The 13,483-nt window shown below is 62.6% G+C and carries 11 protein-coding genes and 2 pseudogenes; 5 read left to right on the top strand and 8 right to left on the bottom strand.

Annotation, left to right across the window (positions count from 1 at the left end; all coding sequences use genetic code 11):
• Positions 1-384: 384 nt before the first annotated feature.
• Positions 385-1,031 (bottom strand): annotated as a pseudogene (locus ACFQJB_RS01295) (bifunctional 4-hydroxy-2-oxoglutarate aldolase/2-dehydro-3-deoxy-phosphogluconate aldolase).
• A gap of 543 nt (positions 1,032-1,574) precedes the next feature.
• Between ACFQJB_RS01295 and ACFQJB_RS01290 the strand changes: the two are divergent.
• On the top strand, positions 1,575-2,894 hold the full coding sequence (locus ACFQJB_RS01290; protein WP_379723035.1) for a winged helix-turn-helix domain-containing protein: 1,320 nt from the start codon (positions 1,575-1,577) through the stop codon (positions 2,892-2,894).
• Between the two features lie 85 nt (positions 2,895-2,979).
• On the opposite strand, the pseudogene ACFQJB_RS01285 reads toward ACFQJB_RS01290, so the two are convergent.
• Together ACFQJB_RS01285 and ACFQJB_RS01280 are read right to left on the bottom strand one after the other, a co-directional pair.
• Positions 2,980-3,743: pseudogene (locus ACFQJB_RS01285) on the bottom strand (ABC transporter permease).
• On the bottom strand, positions 3,740-4,723 hold the full coding sequence (locus ACFQJB_RS01280; protein WP_379723032.1) for an ABC transporter ATP-binding protein: 984 nt from the start codon (positions 4,721-4,723) through the stop codon (positions 3,740-3,742). The pseudogene ACFQJB_RS01285 and the gene ACFQJB_RS01280 overlap by 4 nt, the downstream one beginning before the upstream one ends.
• A gap of 288 nt (positions 4,724-5,011) precedes the next feature.
• Between ACFQJB_RS01280 and ACFQJB_RS01275 the strand changes: the two genes are divergently transcribed.
• Positions 5,012-6,028 carry an aldo/keto reductase gene (locus ACFQJB_RS01275; RefSeq protein ID WP_379723030.1) on the top strand — a complete coding sequence of 339 codons (1,017 nt, stop codon included), beginning with the start codon at positions 5,012-5,014 and terminating at the stop codon, positions 6,026-6,028.
• Between the two features lie 22 nt (positions 6,029-6,050).
• On the opposite strand, the gene ACFQJB_RS01270 is transcribed toward ACFQJB_RS01275, so the two are convergent.
• From ACFQJB_RS01270 to ACFQJB_RS01255, 4 genes are all read right to left on the bottom strand, one after another.
• The gene (locus ACFQJB_RS01270) at positions 6,051-6,290 is read right to left on the bottom strand and encodes a SelT/SelW/SelH family protein (protein WP_379723027.1); all 240 of its coding nucleotides are present in this window, start codon (positions 6,288-6,290) and stop codon (positions 6,051-6,053) included.
• A 62-nt stretch (positions 6,291-6,352) separates the two neighbouring features.
• A complete protein-coding gene (locus tag ACFQJB_RS01265) occupies positions 6,353-6,925 on the bottom strand; it encodes a response regulator (RefSeq protein WP_165853233.1) in 573 nt (190 codons plus the stop codon).
• A gap of 99 nt (positions 6,926-7,024) precedes the next feature.
• Positions 7,025-7,723 (bottom strand): DUF7546 family protein, encoded by a 699-nt coding sequence (locus ACFQJB_RS01260; RefSeq protein WP_379723023.1) that lies wholly within the window; start codon positions 7,721-7,723, stop codon positions 7,025-7,027.
• Between the two features lie 3 nt (positions 7,724-7,726).
• Complete coding sequence (locus tag ACFQJB_RS01255) at positions 7,727-9,073, bottom strand: heme o synthase (protein WP_379727916.1); 1,347 nt, start codon at positions 9,071-9,073, stop codon at positions 7,727-7,729.
• A gap of 180 nt (positions 9,074-9,253) precedes the next feature.
• Between ACFQJB_RS01255 and coxB the strand changes: the two genes are divergently transcribed.
• Together coxB and ACFQJB_RS01245 are read left to right on the top strand one after the other, a co-directional pair.
• Positions 9,254-9,976, top strand: coding sequence for a cytochrome c oxidase subunit II (coxB, locus tag ACFQJB_RS01250; RefSeq protein ID WP_120101249.1), 723 nt, complete (start codon positions 9,254-9,256; stop codon positions 9,974-9,976).
• 86 nt (positions 9,977-10,062) lie between these two features.
• Complete coding sequence (locus ACFQJB_RS01245; protein ID WP_379723019.1) at positions 10,063-11,871, top strand: ATP-binding protein; 1,809 nt, start codon at positions 10,063-10,065, stop codon at positions 11,869-11,871.
• Positions 11,872-11,953: 82 nt separating this feature from the next.
• On the opposite strand, the gene ACFQJB_RS01240 is transcribed toward ACFQJB_RS01245, so the two are convergent.
• A complete protein-coding gene (locus tag ACFQJB_RS01240) occupies positions 11,954-12,574 on the bottom strand; it encodes a hypothetical protein (protein ID WP_379723016.1) in 621 nt (206 codons plus the stop codon).
• A gap of 118 nt (positions 12,575-12,692) precedes the next feature.
• On the opposite strand from ACFQJB_RS01240, the gene ACFQJB_RS01235 reads away from it, so the two are divergent.
• The gene (locus tag ACFQJB_RS01235; protein ID WP_379723013.1) at positions 12,693-13,424 is read left to right on the top strand and encodes a DICT sensory domain-containing protein; all 732 of its coding nucleotides are present in this window, start codon (positions 12,693-12,695) and stop codon (positions 13,422-13,424) included.
• The last annotated feature ends 59 nt before the right edge of the window (positions 13,425-13,483 follow it).

Here is a 13,483-nt window from a genome sequence, read left to right as displayed (position 1 = left end):
ATTTCACTGTACGTTCCCGGCGGGTTTGAACGTCAGCCTTCCACGGTGAAAGTGAAATGATATCACCACCATTTGAGACTCAGGATTAGCAGTGGTGGGCGGATGATTCAGTGGAGCGCACGCGATTCACGCCCGTCCCCAGAAATCGGATATTTCTGGTGTGCGAACAAATCGCGGAGCGATTTGTCAACGCCCTGTTCGGCGTCCGGTTCCGACTGTGGTCGGAACACTCCCGCCTCACGGAAAGGGCGGGACTCTCTCGCTGTATCAGGTAGTCGGTGAACCGGGGGAAGCCAACGACGTAGCTTATTTTTGTATTTTTACGTTGTAGAAAACAATTCGACAGTGCGGTTCAAGGCGAAAAAGAACCACTCACACGCCGAATCAGGTGCGAGCGTCGTCGATCACGGCCCGAAACTCCTTGGCAGTCTCCGTGATGATCTCAAAGTCACCGCGGGCTGCGGCCTCGTAATCGACGAGCGCGCCGCCAGCACCGACACATTCCGCGCCAGCCTCGATGTAGTCGCCCGCATTGTCGGGGCTGACACCGCCGGTCGGCATCAGCGGGATCTGCCCGAGTGGGCCCTTGATCGCACCGAGATGCCCCGGGCCGAGTGAGGAGGCCGGAAACACCTTCAGCAGATCCGCGCCGGCCTCATAGCCCGTGATTGCCTCCGTCGGCGTCATGATCCCCGGTGCGACGAGCGTGCCGTAGCGGTTGCAGGTGTCGATCACGTCCTCATGCAAGCTTGGGCTGACGACGAAATCCGCACCGCTGAGCATGACCGTCCGGGCGGTCTCGCTGTCGAGAACGGTACCGACACCGACGGCGATTTCGTCGCCGAAGGTGCTGTCAAGCTCCTCGACCATCCCGGCGATGCCAGGCGTGTCGGCGGTGAGTTCGATTCCGGTGACGCCGCCGGCCAGCAGCGCGTCGGTGATCTCGATCAGCGTGTCGGCGTCAACCCCCGGAGGACAGCGACGACACCGCTGTCCCGAAGCTGTTGGAACACATCGTGTTTGGTGCGCATGATTGGTGTAGCGTCACCCACGGTAGTAAAAACCGGGTTCGCAGCGACAGGCAATCGAGGGGGAGCCCAACATCAGTTCATTGAACTGTCGGAATAGTGGTGGTAAAACTGATTTCGGAGACACAAAGCGGGTATCGCCGTCTATGCGCAACAATCGTGTATGAAGGCGTTAGATTGATTACTATTGCTTCGAGTTGACAACCCGTATGAACAGTGGAGTCGGCGGAGTGGGGGCCGCCAGCGACGGACGGACTAGCCAGCTAACTAACACATCTGCAACGGGAGGGAGCGACCAATGATGAAGAAACCGACCGACTCAGCGTCCTTCAGCGACACCGAATCGGCGGTGCTCGAAGCCGCGCTTCGCGACCCGGAGGCGACAAACGCCGACATCGCCGAGCAGACCGATACACGGGTTGCCCTCGTCCGGGATATCCGCGAGGAGTACGAAGATCAGGTCGAACTCCCAGACGACGCCGCTGACGCAGGCGACGCGGTTGATATCGATGTCGACGCCGCGACCTCACCGACTCGCAGCTCGCGGTGCTGGAAGCAGCAGCCCGCGATCCGGACGCGACAAACGCCGACATCGCCGAGGAAACGGGCAAGCGAATCACCTTCGTCCGGGATACCCGCAACGAGTACGAAGACCAGGTCGATGTCGGCGTCGAGCCGGCTGCCGACGAGGACGACAGCGGCGCGACGGACGGCAGCGACGAGGTCGAACTCAGCGACCGCCAACAGGAGATTCTCGCGCTTGCCGAGGAAGATCCGGAGCTGACCAACGCTGAGATCGCCGAACAGACCGGCGCGCGGGTCACACTCGTCCGGGATACTCGCAGCGAACACGCCGACGGCGGCTTCGAATTCGGCGGCGAAGCAGCCGACGACAGCGGGTCGGCTGACAGCGACGGCGGCTCGACCGACGGCAACCTTCAGGAACAGATCCAACAGGTCGCCGCCGACAACCCCGAGTGGACGTACGGTGAGATCGCCGCGGAGGTCGGTGCACGCGTCCCGCTCGTTCGGGATACGCTTGCCGACTACGACTACAGCAGCGGCGGCGGGATCGAAACCGCCGACGACGGCGAGTTGCCAGCCGGTGTCGACGCGAGTATGCTCACCGACACCGAACAGGCGATCCTCGAACTCGCCCAAGAGGATCCCGAGTTGACCAACGCCGAGATCGCCGCCAAAACCGGCACTCACGTGGCGATCGTTCGGGACACTCGGGTCGAGCACGAGCCCGGCAAATCGGCCGACTACGGCGGCCAAGGTACCATCGAGGAGGACGATGCGGATGACGACGATGCCGGCACAGTCAGTGCCAGCAGCGACGATGACAGGGAGTGGGAGCCCGGCGAGCCAAGCGACCTCCAGACGGAAATCCTCCGGCTCGCCTTCGATGATCCGGAGTTGACCAATGCTGAGATCGCCGCCGAAACCGGGGCCAGAATCCCGGTCGTCAGAGACACCCGCGACGATTACGCCGATCTCGAGCGCTCGGATCTCGACGACGACACCGGCGAAGAGACGGTCGAGTCGTCGATCGACGCCGGCCCCGGCGAGCCGACAGCCGTCCAGGAGTCGATTCTGGATGCCGCCGCCGAGAATCCGGATGCAACCAACGCCGAGATCGCCGACGAGCTTGACGTGCGGGTCACGCTTGTTCGGGACACACGACGAACCTACGACGCCGACGACGCAGGCGACAGCGCAAGCGGGGCTGACACAGCCGACGCGGATGCTGACAGTGCAGCCGAGACAGCCGCCGAGCCCGAGGCCGGCGTCTCAATGGGGCGACTCGTTGCACTGGCGGTACTGGTGATCCTAATCATCGTCGTCGTACTCAGCCTCAACTGACGACGATCGTCGTGGCTGTTTTTGCGGTCGCAACTGGATCGATTGCCGGCGTTGTAACAGCTGAAATTCGGTCGGGATCGATCAGTCAGTCAGTTCGCGGGATTGCGTACGCACCGGCGACGAAGAACGCAACCGCCAGCACCGCGACCACAGCCAGTTCAAGCCCGTATGGCTCCTCGATGGCCGGCCCGTACGTGAGTGCGCGAACGCCGCGAGCGAAGTAGGTCAGCGGCGAGAGTTCGACAAGCGGTGCAAACCAGCCGGGGAGGAGTTCAAGCGTGACGAATGTATCTGACAGAAAGAGCAGGGGAAACGCGATCGTGTTGCTGGCGGCGATGACGCCGTCCTGCGTCGAGGAGAGCCGCCCGAGGATCGCCCCAAAGCCACAGAACAACACGACCGCACCCACGATAAACGGCCCCAACAGCGCGAGCCGGGGAGTGATCGGCACCACAGCCCCAGTTAAGACGACGACCAACCCAAGGATCAACAGGCTGGCGAGGCCGATGATGGCGACATTGACAAGCGTGTGAGCAAGCAGCCACTCGCCACGCCCTGCGGTGTCGTCGCCAGCTTTTCAAACCGGTTGTCGTCGCGGTGGCGAGCGATCTCACTACCGACGCGGGACAGCGGGGTGAACAGCACCACCGTCGCCAGATAGCCGGGGATGTAGTAGGCTGCCGGTTCGGCGAACAGCCCGCCGTCGGTCGGCTGGGTGCGGACAAGCGCGCCGAAGATCACAACCAGGAGGACAGGGAAAAAGAACGTAAAGAAGACCGCCGTTCGGCGACGGAGGAAGGAGTGCCACGCGGCGACGGCCTCCGCACGAATCCGTCGAAGGCGGCTCATTGGGCACCCTCCTGTGGCTCGGCTCCGGTCGGTGAGGGTTCGTCTGTCGGTGTGGCGACCGTGGTGCTGTCGGCGTTGCCAGCGGTTGCGAAGGTCTCACCGGTCAACTGGAGATAGACATCGTCCAGGCTGGGCTCACTCCAGGCCAACGAGCCATACTCGATACCGGCTGTCGACAACACCGCGACCGCGTCGCCGATCTCGACCGGTGAAACGCCGTCGACGACGACCTCAGTCGATCCCGCAGTGGCCGCGAAGTCGGCGTCGGTAAGTGCGTCGACAGCGGCCGCCGCTTGGTCGGTGTCGATGACGAGTTGGCTCTCGCCGCCGTGTGACTCGATCAACTCGGCTGGCGTCCCGACGGCGACTAGTCGGCCGTCCTGGAGGAGCCCAACCCGATCAGCGAGCCGCTGAATCTCTGTCATCGAGTGACTTGTGAGGACGATTGTGGTGCCGCCATCAGCCAGTTCCTCCAGCAGCGACCATAGCGACTGTCGCCCGGCGGGGTCGATACCGGTCGTCGGCTCATCGAGAAAGAGGAGGTCGGGGTCGTTGACCAGCGCGATCCCGACGCAGACGCGGCGTTGCTGGCCACCAGAAAGCGTCTCATACCAGCTGTCGGCGGCCTCAGCCATCCCGACGGCCGAAATCACGTCGTCTGTGTCGCGGGCCGTCTCGTAGAGTCCGCCGTAGTAGTCGATCAGCTCGCGGGCGGTCAGCCGAGCAGGGGGCGAAAACGACTGGGGGAGCAGTCCGATCCGATCGGCGTCGACCGCGGTTGGGGCCTCGCCGTGAACGGTGATCTCGCCGTCGACCGGCGTCGTGCCGGTGAGCGCGCGGACGAGTGTCGTTTTCCCCGCGCCGTTGGGGCCGATCAGCCCGAAGACCTCACCGTCGGCGACCGAGAGATCGACATCGTCGACGGCGACCGTCTCGCCGTAGCGTTTGCTGACACCGGCGGCGACAACAGCCTCGTTCATATCCGCACTCAGCGCGGTTTCGGCCTAAGGATTCCGTTTCACCGCTCCCGGGTTGTCGAGCCCAACAGCTAAGATGGGGGAGTCACAAACATTCACATATGGCCGGGGGCTATGGGGGTAGTGGCGACACCTGTCACGGTGACAGGGGCTACCTATCGACGGTTGCACTCGTCATGATGTTCGTCATCTGTGTGGCGATCAGTCTGACAACAGGCATGGCTGTCTTCTTATAACAGTTCTACCGCCGCGGGTGGATACGCTTTTCACGCGATAGAATCACCTGCCTGCATGGACTATCGACAACTCGGTGCGACTGGAACCCGCGTCTCGGAACTCTGTTTCGGCACGTGGCGGTTCGGCCGCCGAACCAACGGGGTGCTGGAAACTGACGAGGACGACGCCCACGAACTGCTTGATGCCTTTGCCGATCACGGCGGCAACTTCATCGATTCGGCGAATATTTACGGCGACCCCAACGGCACCAGCGAGTCCTACATCGGGAGTTGGCTCGAAAACAGGGATCGGGAAAAGTACGTCCTCACCTCGAAGGTGTACTTCGAGTACGACGAGGACAACCCCAACGGCTCGGGGCTCTCGCGAACCCATATCCGCAACCAGATCAACAAGACGCTGGACAATCTCGGCACCGACTACCTCGACCTCTACTACATTCACCGCTGGGATGAGAACACGCCGATCGAGGAGACGCTCTCGGCGCTGACCGGCCTCGTCGAGGACGGCCGCGTGAACTACCTCGGTGCCTCAACGATGGCGGCCTGGCAGCTCACGAAGGCCCTCTGGAAAGCTGATGTCAACGACTACCAGCGGTTCGATGTTGTCCAGCCGTTGTTCCACGCCGGCTACTACAAGGACGTCGAGGACTACCTCTCGGTGGCAGCCGATCAGGATCTCGCCGTCTGTCCGTACTCACCGCTGGCCGGCGGCTTTCTCACCGGAAAATACACTCGTAAGGATCCGGACGACCCGAAATCGGTGCAGGCACCTGACGGCTCCCGGGCCAGCTTCGACGACCGCTTCGAGCGATTCTATCTCTCCGAGCGCGGCTGGAAGGTGCTCGACGAGATCCGCGCTGTCGCCAACGAGGTCGACGCCACACCAGCGCAGGTGTCGCTGCGCTGGCTGATGGATCAGGACGCCTTCACTTGTGTGCCGATCATCGGCGCGCGGACGGTCGATCAACTGGAAGAAAACGTCGCCGCCGCCGAGGTGTCGATCACCGACGACCAACACGACCGCATCACCGACGCCCGATTCAACGAGGACGGCGTACGGTGGGGCCACTGAGCGACACCGCTGCCGCAGGCGATTAGCGACCAGCGACGTGTGGGCGAACGCGGCGAACGATATCGTCGACATCGAATGGGTCGTCCGCTTTGTCGAACACGACCTCGTCGTCGACACGGACGATGAACACGCCGTGATCGCCCATCACCAGCGAGATTCGATCAAGCTGGTCGGCGAACTGCCGGCAGATCGCTTCTTCGACGGTGAGTGCGCGATCAAGAAAGCCACACGGAACACAGTATTCGATTTCAATCGTCGACATACCGGCGAGACGGACGGTGGCGGCAAAAGCTGTGGGTTGCTGGTGGAACCCCGGTCTGTCGTCTACTCGCTTTCGTGGATCCCACGGAACGCATCGCGGAGGTCATCGTCGGGGAACTGCTCGAGAATCTCGTTCATCTCGGTTTCCAACTCGTCGATCCGCCCTTCGAGGTCATCGAACCGCTCGTCGTCGATCTCGGTCGGCGAGAACTCCGCGGTCAGGGTTGCGTACTTTTTGTGTGTCTCGTAATACTCGGAGACCAGCTCCTCGTAGTCGTCGATCAGGAAGGCCTGTTCGACCGCGGTCAACAGCTCTTCCTTGGAGACGGGTTTGGTGAGGTAGCCCGCCAGCGGCATGTCGATGATGTCGAGATCCGGGTCGACGGCGGTGACCATAATCACCTGACAGTCGGATTCCCAGTCGTCGATGTGATCGAGGAGTTCGTCACCCGACATCCCTGGCATCCGGCGGTCGAGCAAGACGAGATCGATATCCGAGGTAAGTTCAACCAACGCCTCGCCGCCGGTGAACGCCACCCGCGCCTCGTAGTCGTCCTGCAGGTGATGGGCATGCAGTGCAGCGAGGGATTGTTCGTCCTCGACGATGAGGATCGTTCGCTCACGCTCGGAGTCCATTGTCGATGCTTCAACAGCACCCATCAAAACTATTTCGCACACGAAACGATGGTGACGCCGCGTATGACCGAAAGCACCCGCTGCGTCACCGCGACCGGCCTACCAGAGGTACGCTGACCGCCATCGCTGCAGCCACGGCACCACGGTCGGCCGCCAGTAGAGCAGCCCAGCCGTTACCAGAAACACAGCCGTCGACAGCCCGTAGGAGACCTGCAGCGCCGAGGTGACAAGCAGGGAGCCACCGCCCGTGAGCGCCGAGATGAGCGAGGCGAGAATCGGCCACGAACAGGAGACACACGAAAATAGGCCGATCAGCCCGGCGGCCGCCGAGCCAGCAGCGTCGATGACGGTCACGTAGACCAGATACGCGAGCGCGGCGTAGCCAACGAGATAGTTCGGCATCAACGTGATCGTCACCCGCTGGCCGCTGTACAACAGGGCTGGCCCATACCCCGGCGGCAACGGAGCGATCCGTAGCCCGGTCGCCGCCTCGCCGACACCGACCGTGATGAGCCCGCCAGCGACCGCCAACAGCGCGAAGTAGCCGCCACCGACCGCCAGCGCGCGGCGACGAACCCGGGTCGCCACGGTCGCCGCCGGCCGGCTGTTGCAGACGACCCACACGCTCACGTTGATCCAGACGGCAGCATAGGCGACCAGACGGAGTGACGCAAAGCTCGCGGCCGTCAGCAGCACGTAGAGAACAGCAGCCAGCAGCTGGCTGTTTAGAAACAGCGCCCAGTAGAGCCGGCGACCGGTCGGCACGGGGATCGAGAGTCCGCCGGTCGTCGCAGCCATCGGCTACAGCACCAAGCCCTCGACGACGATGGCCAACAGGACGGTGCCAAGATAGGCATTCGAGGCGTGGAACGACCGGAACGCCGCCGCCTCGGTCTGTTCGTAGTGCAGGCGGATGACAAACCAGAGGAACAGCGCGCCGAAGCCGACGGCGACAGCGACGTAGATCCAGCCGAGGACATCAGCAGCGGCCAACGCCGCGCCGGCGATCAGCGTTGCCCCGAAGTACCACAGGATGTGTCGCCGCGTTGCGGTTTCACCGTAGACAACCGGCAGCATCGGGAACCCGCCGCGCTCGTAGTCATCCTTGTAGGCCAAGGCGAGACTGTAGAAGTGCGCCGGCGTCCAACAGAAGATGAACGCCGCAAGCAACAGGCCACCAACGCCGATCGAGCCGGTGACCGCCGCCCAGCCGATCAACGCCGGCAGCGCGCCGGCCGCACCACCGAGAACGGTGTTTTGGACGGTGTTTGGTTTTAGGATCAGCGTGTAGATCACGCTGTAAAACAGAATGGCGACGACGCCGAGGGCGGCTGTCAACAGATTCACCGTCGCAAAGAGGGCGATCGACAGCGTCGTCAACGCCAGCCCGAAGGCGACGGCGTTGCGGAGCGGTACCAGATCCGTCGCCAGCGGGCGATCGCTGGTACGGGCCATCCGTCGATCCACGTCGCGTTCGAGAATGTGGTTGAACGTCCCCGAGGCACCGATCGCCAACGCGCCGCCAGCGAGGGTCGCCCCGACCGTGTAGGGCGTCAGCCCCGGGCCGCCGGCCAGTGCCATCGCCGCCGCCGCAACGAGACACAGCAGCCACATCAGCCGTGGCTTCATCAGCCGAAAGTACGCAAACAGCGTCGCTTTCGTCCGCTCGACCGGATCGGTCGGCACCGGTGGGCGACTCTCAGGATCGAGCGGTTCAGATGGCTCCGGTGGCCCACTCGGCACATCGTCTGGGTCGCCGGTTTCGGCTTCCAGCCACCACGTGAGGGCAGCCAACAAGCCCCCGAAGATCGTCACGCCAGCCAGCAGGTGGATCGCCGAGATGCGGTCGGTACCGCCGGTCGTTGCCACAACCGCGCCCAGTCCAGCCTGGGCTGGATAGGCGAAGATCGCGACGGCGACCGCGAGTTTGACGCGGCGAGCGGCGTCGGTGCGGACGACCGCCACCGCCGACGCGAGAACGCCGAACCCGACGACAACGGCGACAATTCGGTGGCCGAAGGCAACCCAGCCATCGAGGGTCGCTGGCAGCGACCAGCCGGAGCCACAGGCTGGCCAGGCCGTACAGGCCGCGGCGGCGTCGGTCAACGCCGTCGCCACGCCGACAACGAGGAGCAGATACACGCCCATCGTTGTCGCCGCCAAGAGGAGCGGCACCCGATCCGGAAGGCGAACGCTGGAACTCACTACAGGAGGGTTGGGTATCGACGTATATATGCGTCCGGATTCACGCTATCCGGCGGCCCAACGGGGAGCCGATACTGTGGAGTCAGCAGGTATTTACACACGCCACACCAACAGGGGACAACGATGAACGCAAGGCGTCTCGCGGCGGTCTCGACGGTCGCAGCAGTGTTGGTGACACTGCTTGCCGACCCAGTTGCCGCCCAATCGACCTCGGCGGAGTTGATCTATGGGCTCAACGAGCAACTCCTGATCGTTGCGATCCCGATCACGCTGTTAGTCGAAGGGATTCTGCTGTATGCTGTCCTCAAGTTCAAGAGCAACGACGAGCCAAAGGAGACCAAGGAGAACCGGCGGCTTGAGATCACCTGGACGGTCGCGACGGCGGTCATCCTCCTGTTTGTCGGGGTTGCCTCCTACGGCGTGATGGCCGACGACAGCGTCGAGTTCACCGGCGGCGAAGAAGAGGTCGCCCCCGACGAAAACGACGTGCTGATCCAAGCCCAAGCCTACCAGTGGGGCTGGGATATGACCTACCCTGAGCAGGATGTGACGGTCAGCGGGGCCGGTGAGGGGCCGACAATCGTCGTCCCGGCGAATCAGGACATCTATGTCAACGTAAGCTCGCGGGACGTGATCCATGGCTTCCACGTGCCGGAGCTGGGGATGAAATCCGATGCCATCCCGGATCAGACGAACTACATCAAAACGAACGTCAGCGAGACGGGGACGTATCAGGGCTACTGTACTGAATACTGTGGCGTCGCCCACTCCCAGATGTACTTCACGATCGAGGTCGTCGACCAAGCCGAGTACAACGAGTGGCTTGACGAACAGCAGGCGAGCTAACGACCGACACCAACCGCCGCCGTCAACACCGGCCGAACGATGACCGCTATGCTTATTTTCGCCGTCCACCTCTGCTGCCCATCTTGATGATTCAGTTGCTTGGAGCAGGCGGGAGCCTGCTGGCCGGTTCGGGGCTCCCGACCCCCACGTTTTCGGTGTACGTGCTCGCATTCAGCCTCGCCGCTGTCGTCTGTTTTGCTGCGATCCCGCGAGCGCGGGCGATCAACGCGGCCGATGACACCCGCAACGGGCTGGTCGCGCTCGTCGCCATCAGCGGCGTGTGGGCCGCCCTACAGGTCGGCTATCTCGCCGCGCCGACGCTGAGCCTCCAGTATGGCTTCTATATCGCCGGCCTTGTCGTCGGGCTGAGCACGGTTGGCCCCTGGCTATACTTCTGTTCGGCCTACACCGGCCGCTCGCTGCACGATAACCCGACCTACCGGCGGATCGCCATCGCCGTCTATCTGGTGATCGTGTCGATCAAGGTCACCAACCCGATCCACGGGCTGTATTTCACCGCAACGCCGACGACAACGCCGTTTATCCACCTGATGATCGATCACGGCACGCTACACTGGCTGGCGATGGGATTGGCCTACGCGCTGGCGACGGTGGGCATCTTCATGCTCTTCGAGCTGTTCGCACAGGTCGATTACGACACCCGCCCGTTCGTCGGGCTCGTCGGGCTGACGGCCCTACCGGTCGCCCTCGATATTCTTGGCTCGATCAGCCCGAACGTTATCGATATGTCCTACTCCGCACTCGGCGTCGCGGCCTTCGCGGTTGGCGTGCTGTTCGTCTACACCGACCGCTTCGAGACGATCCAGCTGGCCGGCCAGTACGACAGCCCGGTGGTCGTCCTCGGCGACGACGACGAGGTCAGAGATTACAACCGCCGGGCCGCCGAGCTGTTTCCGGCCCTCAAAGACGGGCTGGGCGAGGAGCTTGCCACCGTGGTACCGACGCTGTCGCAGTGCCCCAACAACGAGGCGGTGATCGAACTGGAGATCGACGGCGAAACGCGGTACTTCCAATCGACAACGAATCCCTTCAGCGCGAGCCGCGTCCAACTCGGCAGGCTCCTGGTATTGACCGACGTAACCGCCCAAGAACGCTACCGCCGGCAGCTCGAAGCCCAAAACGAACGGCTCGAACAGTTCACCGGCATGGTCTCGCATGACCTCCGAAACCCCCTGAACGTCGCCCAAGGCAACAGTGAGATCATCCACGAGCTGCTGACAGCGGCACAAACTGACGACGGCCGCTACGAACCCCTCACCCCTGACACACTGGAAACCATCGACACCGCCGCCGAGACACTCAGTCGAACCTTACAGCGAATGGAGTCGCTGATCGACGACCTGCTCGTGTTGGCACGAGAGGGTCAAGAAATCGACGAACTTGAGCCTGTCTCGCTGGCAGCCATCGGCGAGAACTGCTGGGCGATGGTCGAAGGGAAAGCGGCCACGTTCGTCGTCGACGACGACCTCACCGTCGAGGCCGATCCCGATCGGCTCCAACAGCTGTTGGAAAATCTGTTTCGGAACGCGATCGAACACGGGGGAAGCGACGTGACGATCCGGATCGGGACACTCGACACCGAGGCCGGATTCTATATCGAAGACGACGGCCCGGGCATCCCGGCCGAGAAGCGGGATGACGTGTTCGAATCCGGCTACACGACAAACCGCAGCGGCACCGGCTTCGGGCTAAGCATCGTCTCGGAGATCGTTGCAGCCCACGATTGGGAGATTGCCCTCACCGAAAGTGCGACCGGCGGCGCGCGCTTCGAGATTATGACCGGCAGCGACGACGCGGGCGAGGATACCGCTGACACACCCACCGCCGACAGCGATGCGGTCGACACCACAGCCGACAGCGGTCGCAGCGAGTAGCCACGTCGCTGACGATCCAAAACTGGAGATCAGTGGCTAAGAATGGGACGGCCACAACAGCATCGCGCTGGGCAACGCCGTGCTACAGCGTGTATGTTAGTCGCTGGTTCGGCGCGTTCGTCAGCGCGACGGTGTGGATCACCTTCGCCACGTCGACCCCCTGCGGTAACTGTTCGACCGGTGTGATCACGCGCGCACTGCACCGCGGTTCGATCACAACATGGTTGGTGTGACAGCCCGGCGCCAGCTCCGCGGAGTTCAGCGCGATAGGGGCTCGGTCGTAGGTGTAGCCGTCGCTGCCGATGAACGTGGTACGACGGCTCAGCCAGTGGAGTCGCTCACCACTGGTGTTTTCGATATCGAACATAGCACAGTGGTGTACCGCCCCCGTATCGGCGACCGCATCGCGATGGTGGCTGTAGACGAGATCCGCGATCGACACCTTCGGCACGCCGACCAGCGTAGCCGTTAGCCTGTCGGTCTCGATGGTCAACGCCGACCCCGCATGCGACCGAATCCGGTCGGTGACCGTCGGCTCGGCCACAACCGTCGTATCGGCAGCCGGCGACGACGCAGGATCGGTAGCTGCTTTCGTGGAGAGATCACGCCACGCAACCGACGACGACTCCCCCGGCTTCTCGTCTGTGGTTGTAGCCCGGTTCTCCGCGTCTGTTTCCACGACCCGGTCGCGTGAGCGTGTCATACCCGTAAACTTCGGGCGAGAAGATAATAAGTGATATGCATATTAGCTTGACATATGTTCGCAAGCCACGACCCACGCTGAGAGCAATCTATTTACTTGCGGGCGGTGGAGTATCGATATGTCCCTGGCAGACGTTATCACATATGTTAAAGACAAGGAGAAGACCCTCGTGGTCTTCAATCCGTCAGCCGGCAGCACACTCATCACCGACCTCAGGGACTACTTTTCGACACAGAACGTCACTGTCACGGGCAAACAGACACATTCCGGCGAGCCCGAAAACGTCGCCGTCCTCCGGCTCAACGGCGAGGTGTTAGCCTCGGTACCGGTTACACAGCTCCAGGAGCTACTGGCCGGTGGCGGCCTTCGCGAGACAGGAATCGGGATCGACGACACCGACTACCATGAGATCCTCCAGCATCTCAAGGAGACGACGTTTACCTCCTATGACAAAGCCGAGATGGTGACCATCTCCCATGAGATCGAGGATCGCGCGCTCCGCGTCGGCGGCGGCCGTCTCCTCGCCGGCTTTCAGGAACCCACGAAACTCACCGAGCAGGCCGACCGTTATGAGCGACTGGCCGCACAGTCGCTAGATATCCACACCTTCGCTATGCCGGGCGAGCCTGTCGAAATTGATGGGCTTACCCATCACACCGAAGCGACCACCGAGATCGGCGAGTCGTGGTTTGTCGTCTTCGATGGCAACGGCGATGACAGCTACAAAACGGCGTTGCTGGCGACCGAGCAGGCGCCAAACCAGTTTTATGGCTTCTGGAGCGACGATCCCGAGATCGTCGATAGCATCGGCGACCACCTCGACAGAACGTATCTCACGGTTGCACCGTAACAAGATCACTCGATGCGCTCGTCAAAACTGAAAAACAGCACACCAGCAATCACAGCACT

It is taken from the genome of Halonotius sp. GCM10025705, assembly GCF_042662885.1.
In the GTDB taxonomy this organism is placed as follows: Archaea; Halobacteriota; Halobacteria; order Halobacteriales; family Haloferacaceae; genus Halonotius; species Halonotius aquaticus.
The sequence above is the reverse complement of the archived record's forward strand: the minus strand, read 5'-3'. Positions and strand labels throughout refer to the sequence as shown.

Excerpts from the sequence above, each read along its gene's own strand:
- ACFQJB_RS01270 (WP_379723027.1), bottom strand. The coding sequence starts at position 6,290 with ATGTCGACGATTGAAATCGAATACTGTGTTCCGTGTGGCTTTCTTGAT.
- ACFQJB_RS01255 (WP_379727916.1), bottom strand. The coding sequence starts at position 9,073 with ATGGGCGTGTATCTGCTCCTCGTTGTCGGCGTGGCGACGGCGTTGACC.
- ACFQJB_RS01240 (WP_379723016.1), bottom strand. The coding sequence starts at position 12,574 with ATGACACGCTCACGCGACCGGGTCGTGGAAACAGACGCGGAGAACCGG.
- ACFQJB_RS01245 (WP_379723019.1), top strand. The coding sequence starts at position 10,063 with ATGATTCAGTTGCTTGGAGCAGGCGGGAGCCTGCTGGCCGGTTCGGGG.
- coxB (WP_120101249.1), top strand. The coding sequence starts at position 9,254 with ATGAACGCAAGGCGTCTCGCGGCGGTCTCGACGGTCGCAGCAGTGTTG.
- ACFQJB_RS01265 (WP_165853233.1), bottom strand. The coding sequence starts at position 6,925 with ATGGACTCCGAGCGTGAGCGAACGATCCTCATCGTCGAGGACGAACAA.
- ACFQJB_RS01260 (WP_379723023.1), bottom strand. The coding sequence starts at position 7,723 with ATGGCTGCGACGACCGGCGGACTCTCGATCCCCGTGCCGACCGGTCGC.
- ACFQJB_RS01275 (WP_379723030.1), top strand. The coding sequence starts at position 5,012 with ATGGACTATCGACAACTCGGTGCGACTGGAACCCGCGTCTCGGAACTC.
- ACFQJB_RS01235 (WP_379723013.1), top strand. The coding sequence starts at position 12,693 with ATGTCCCTGGCAGACGTTATCACATATGTTAAAGACAAGGAGAAGACC.
- ACFQJB_RS01280 (WP_379723032.1), bottom strand. The coding sequence starts at position 4,723 with ATGAACGAGGCTGTTGTCGCCGCCGGTGTCAGCAAACGCTACGGCGAG.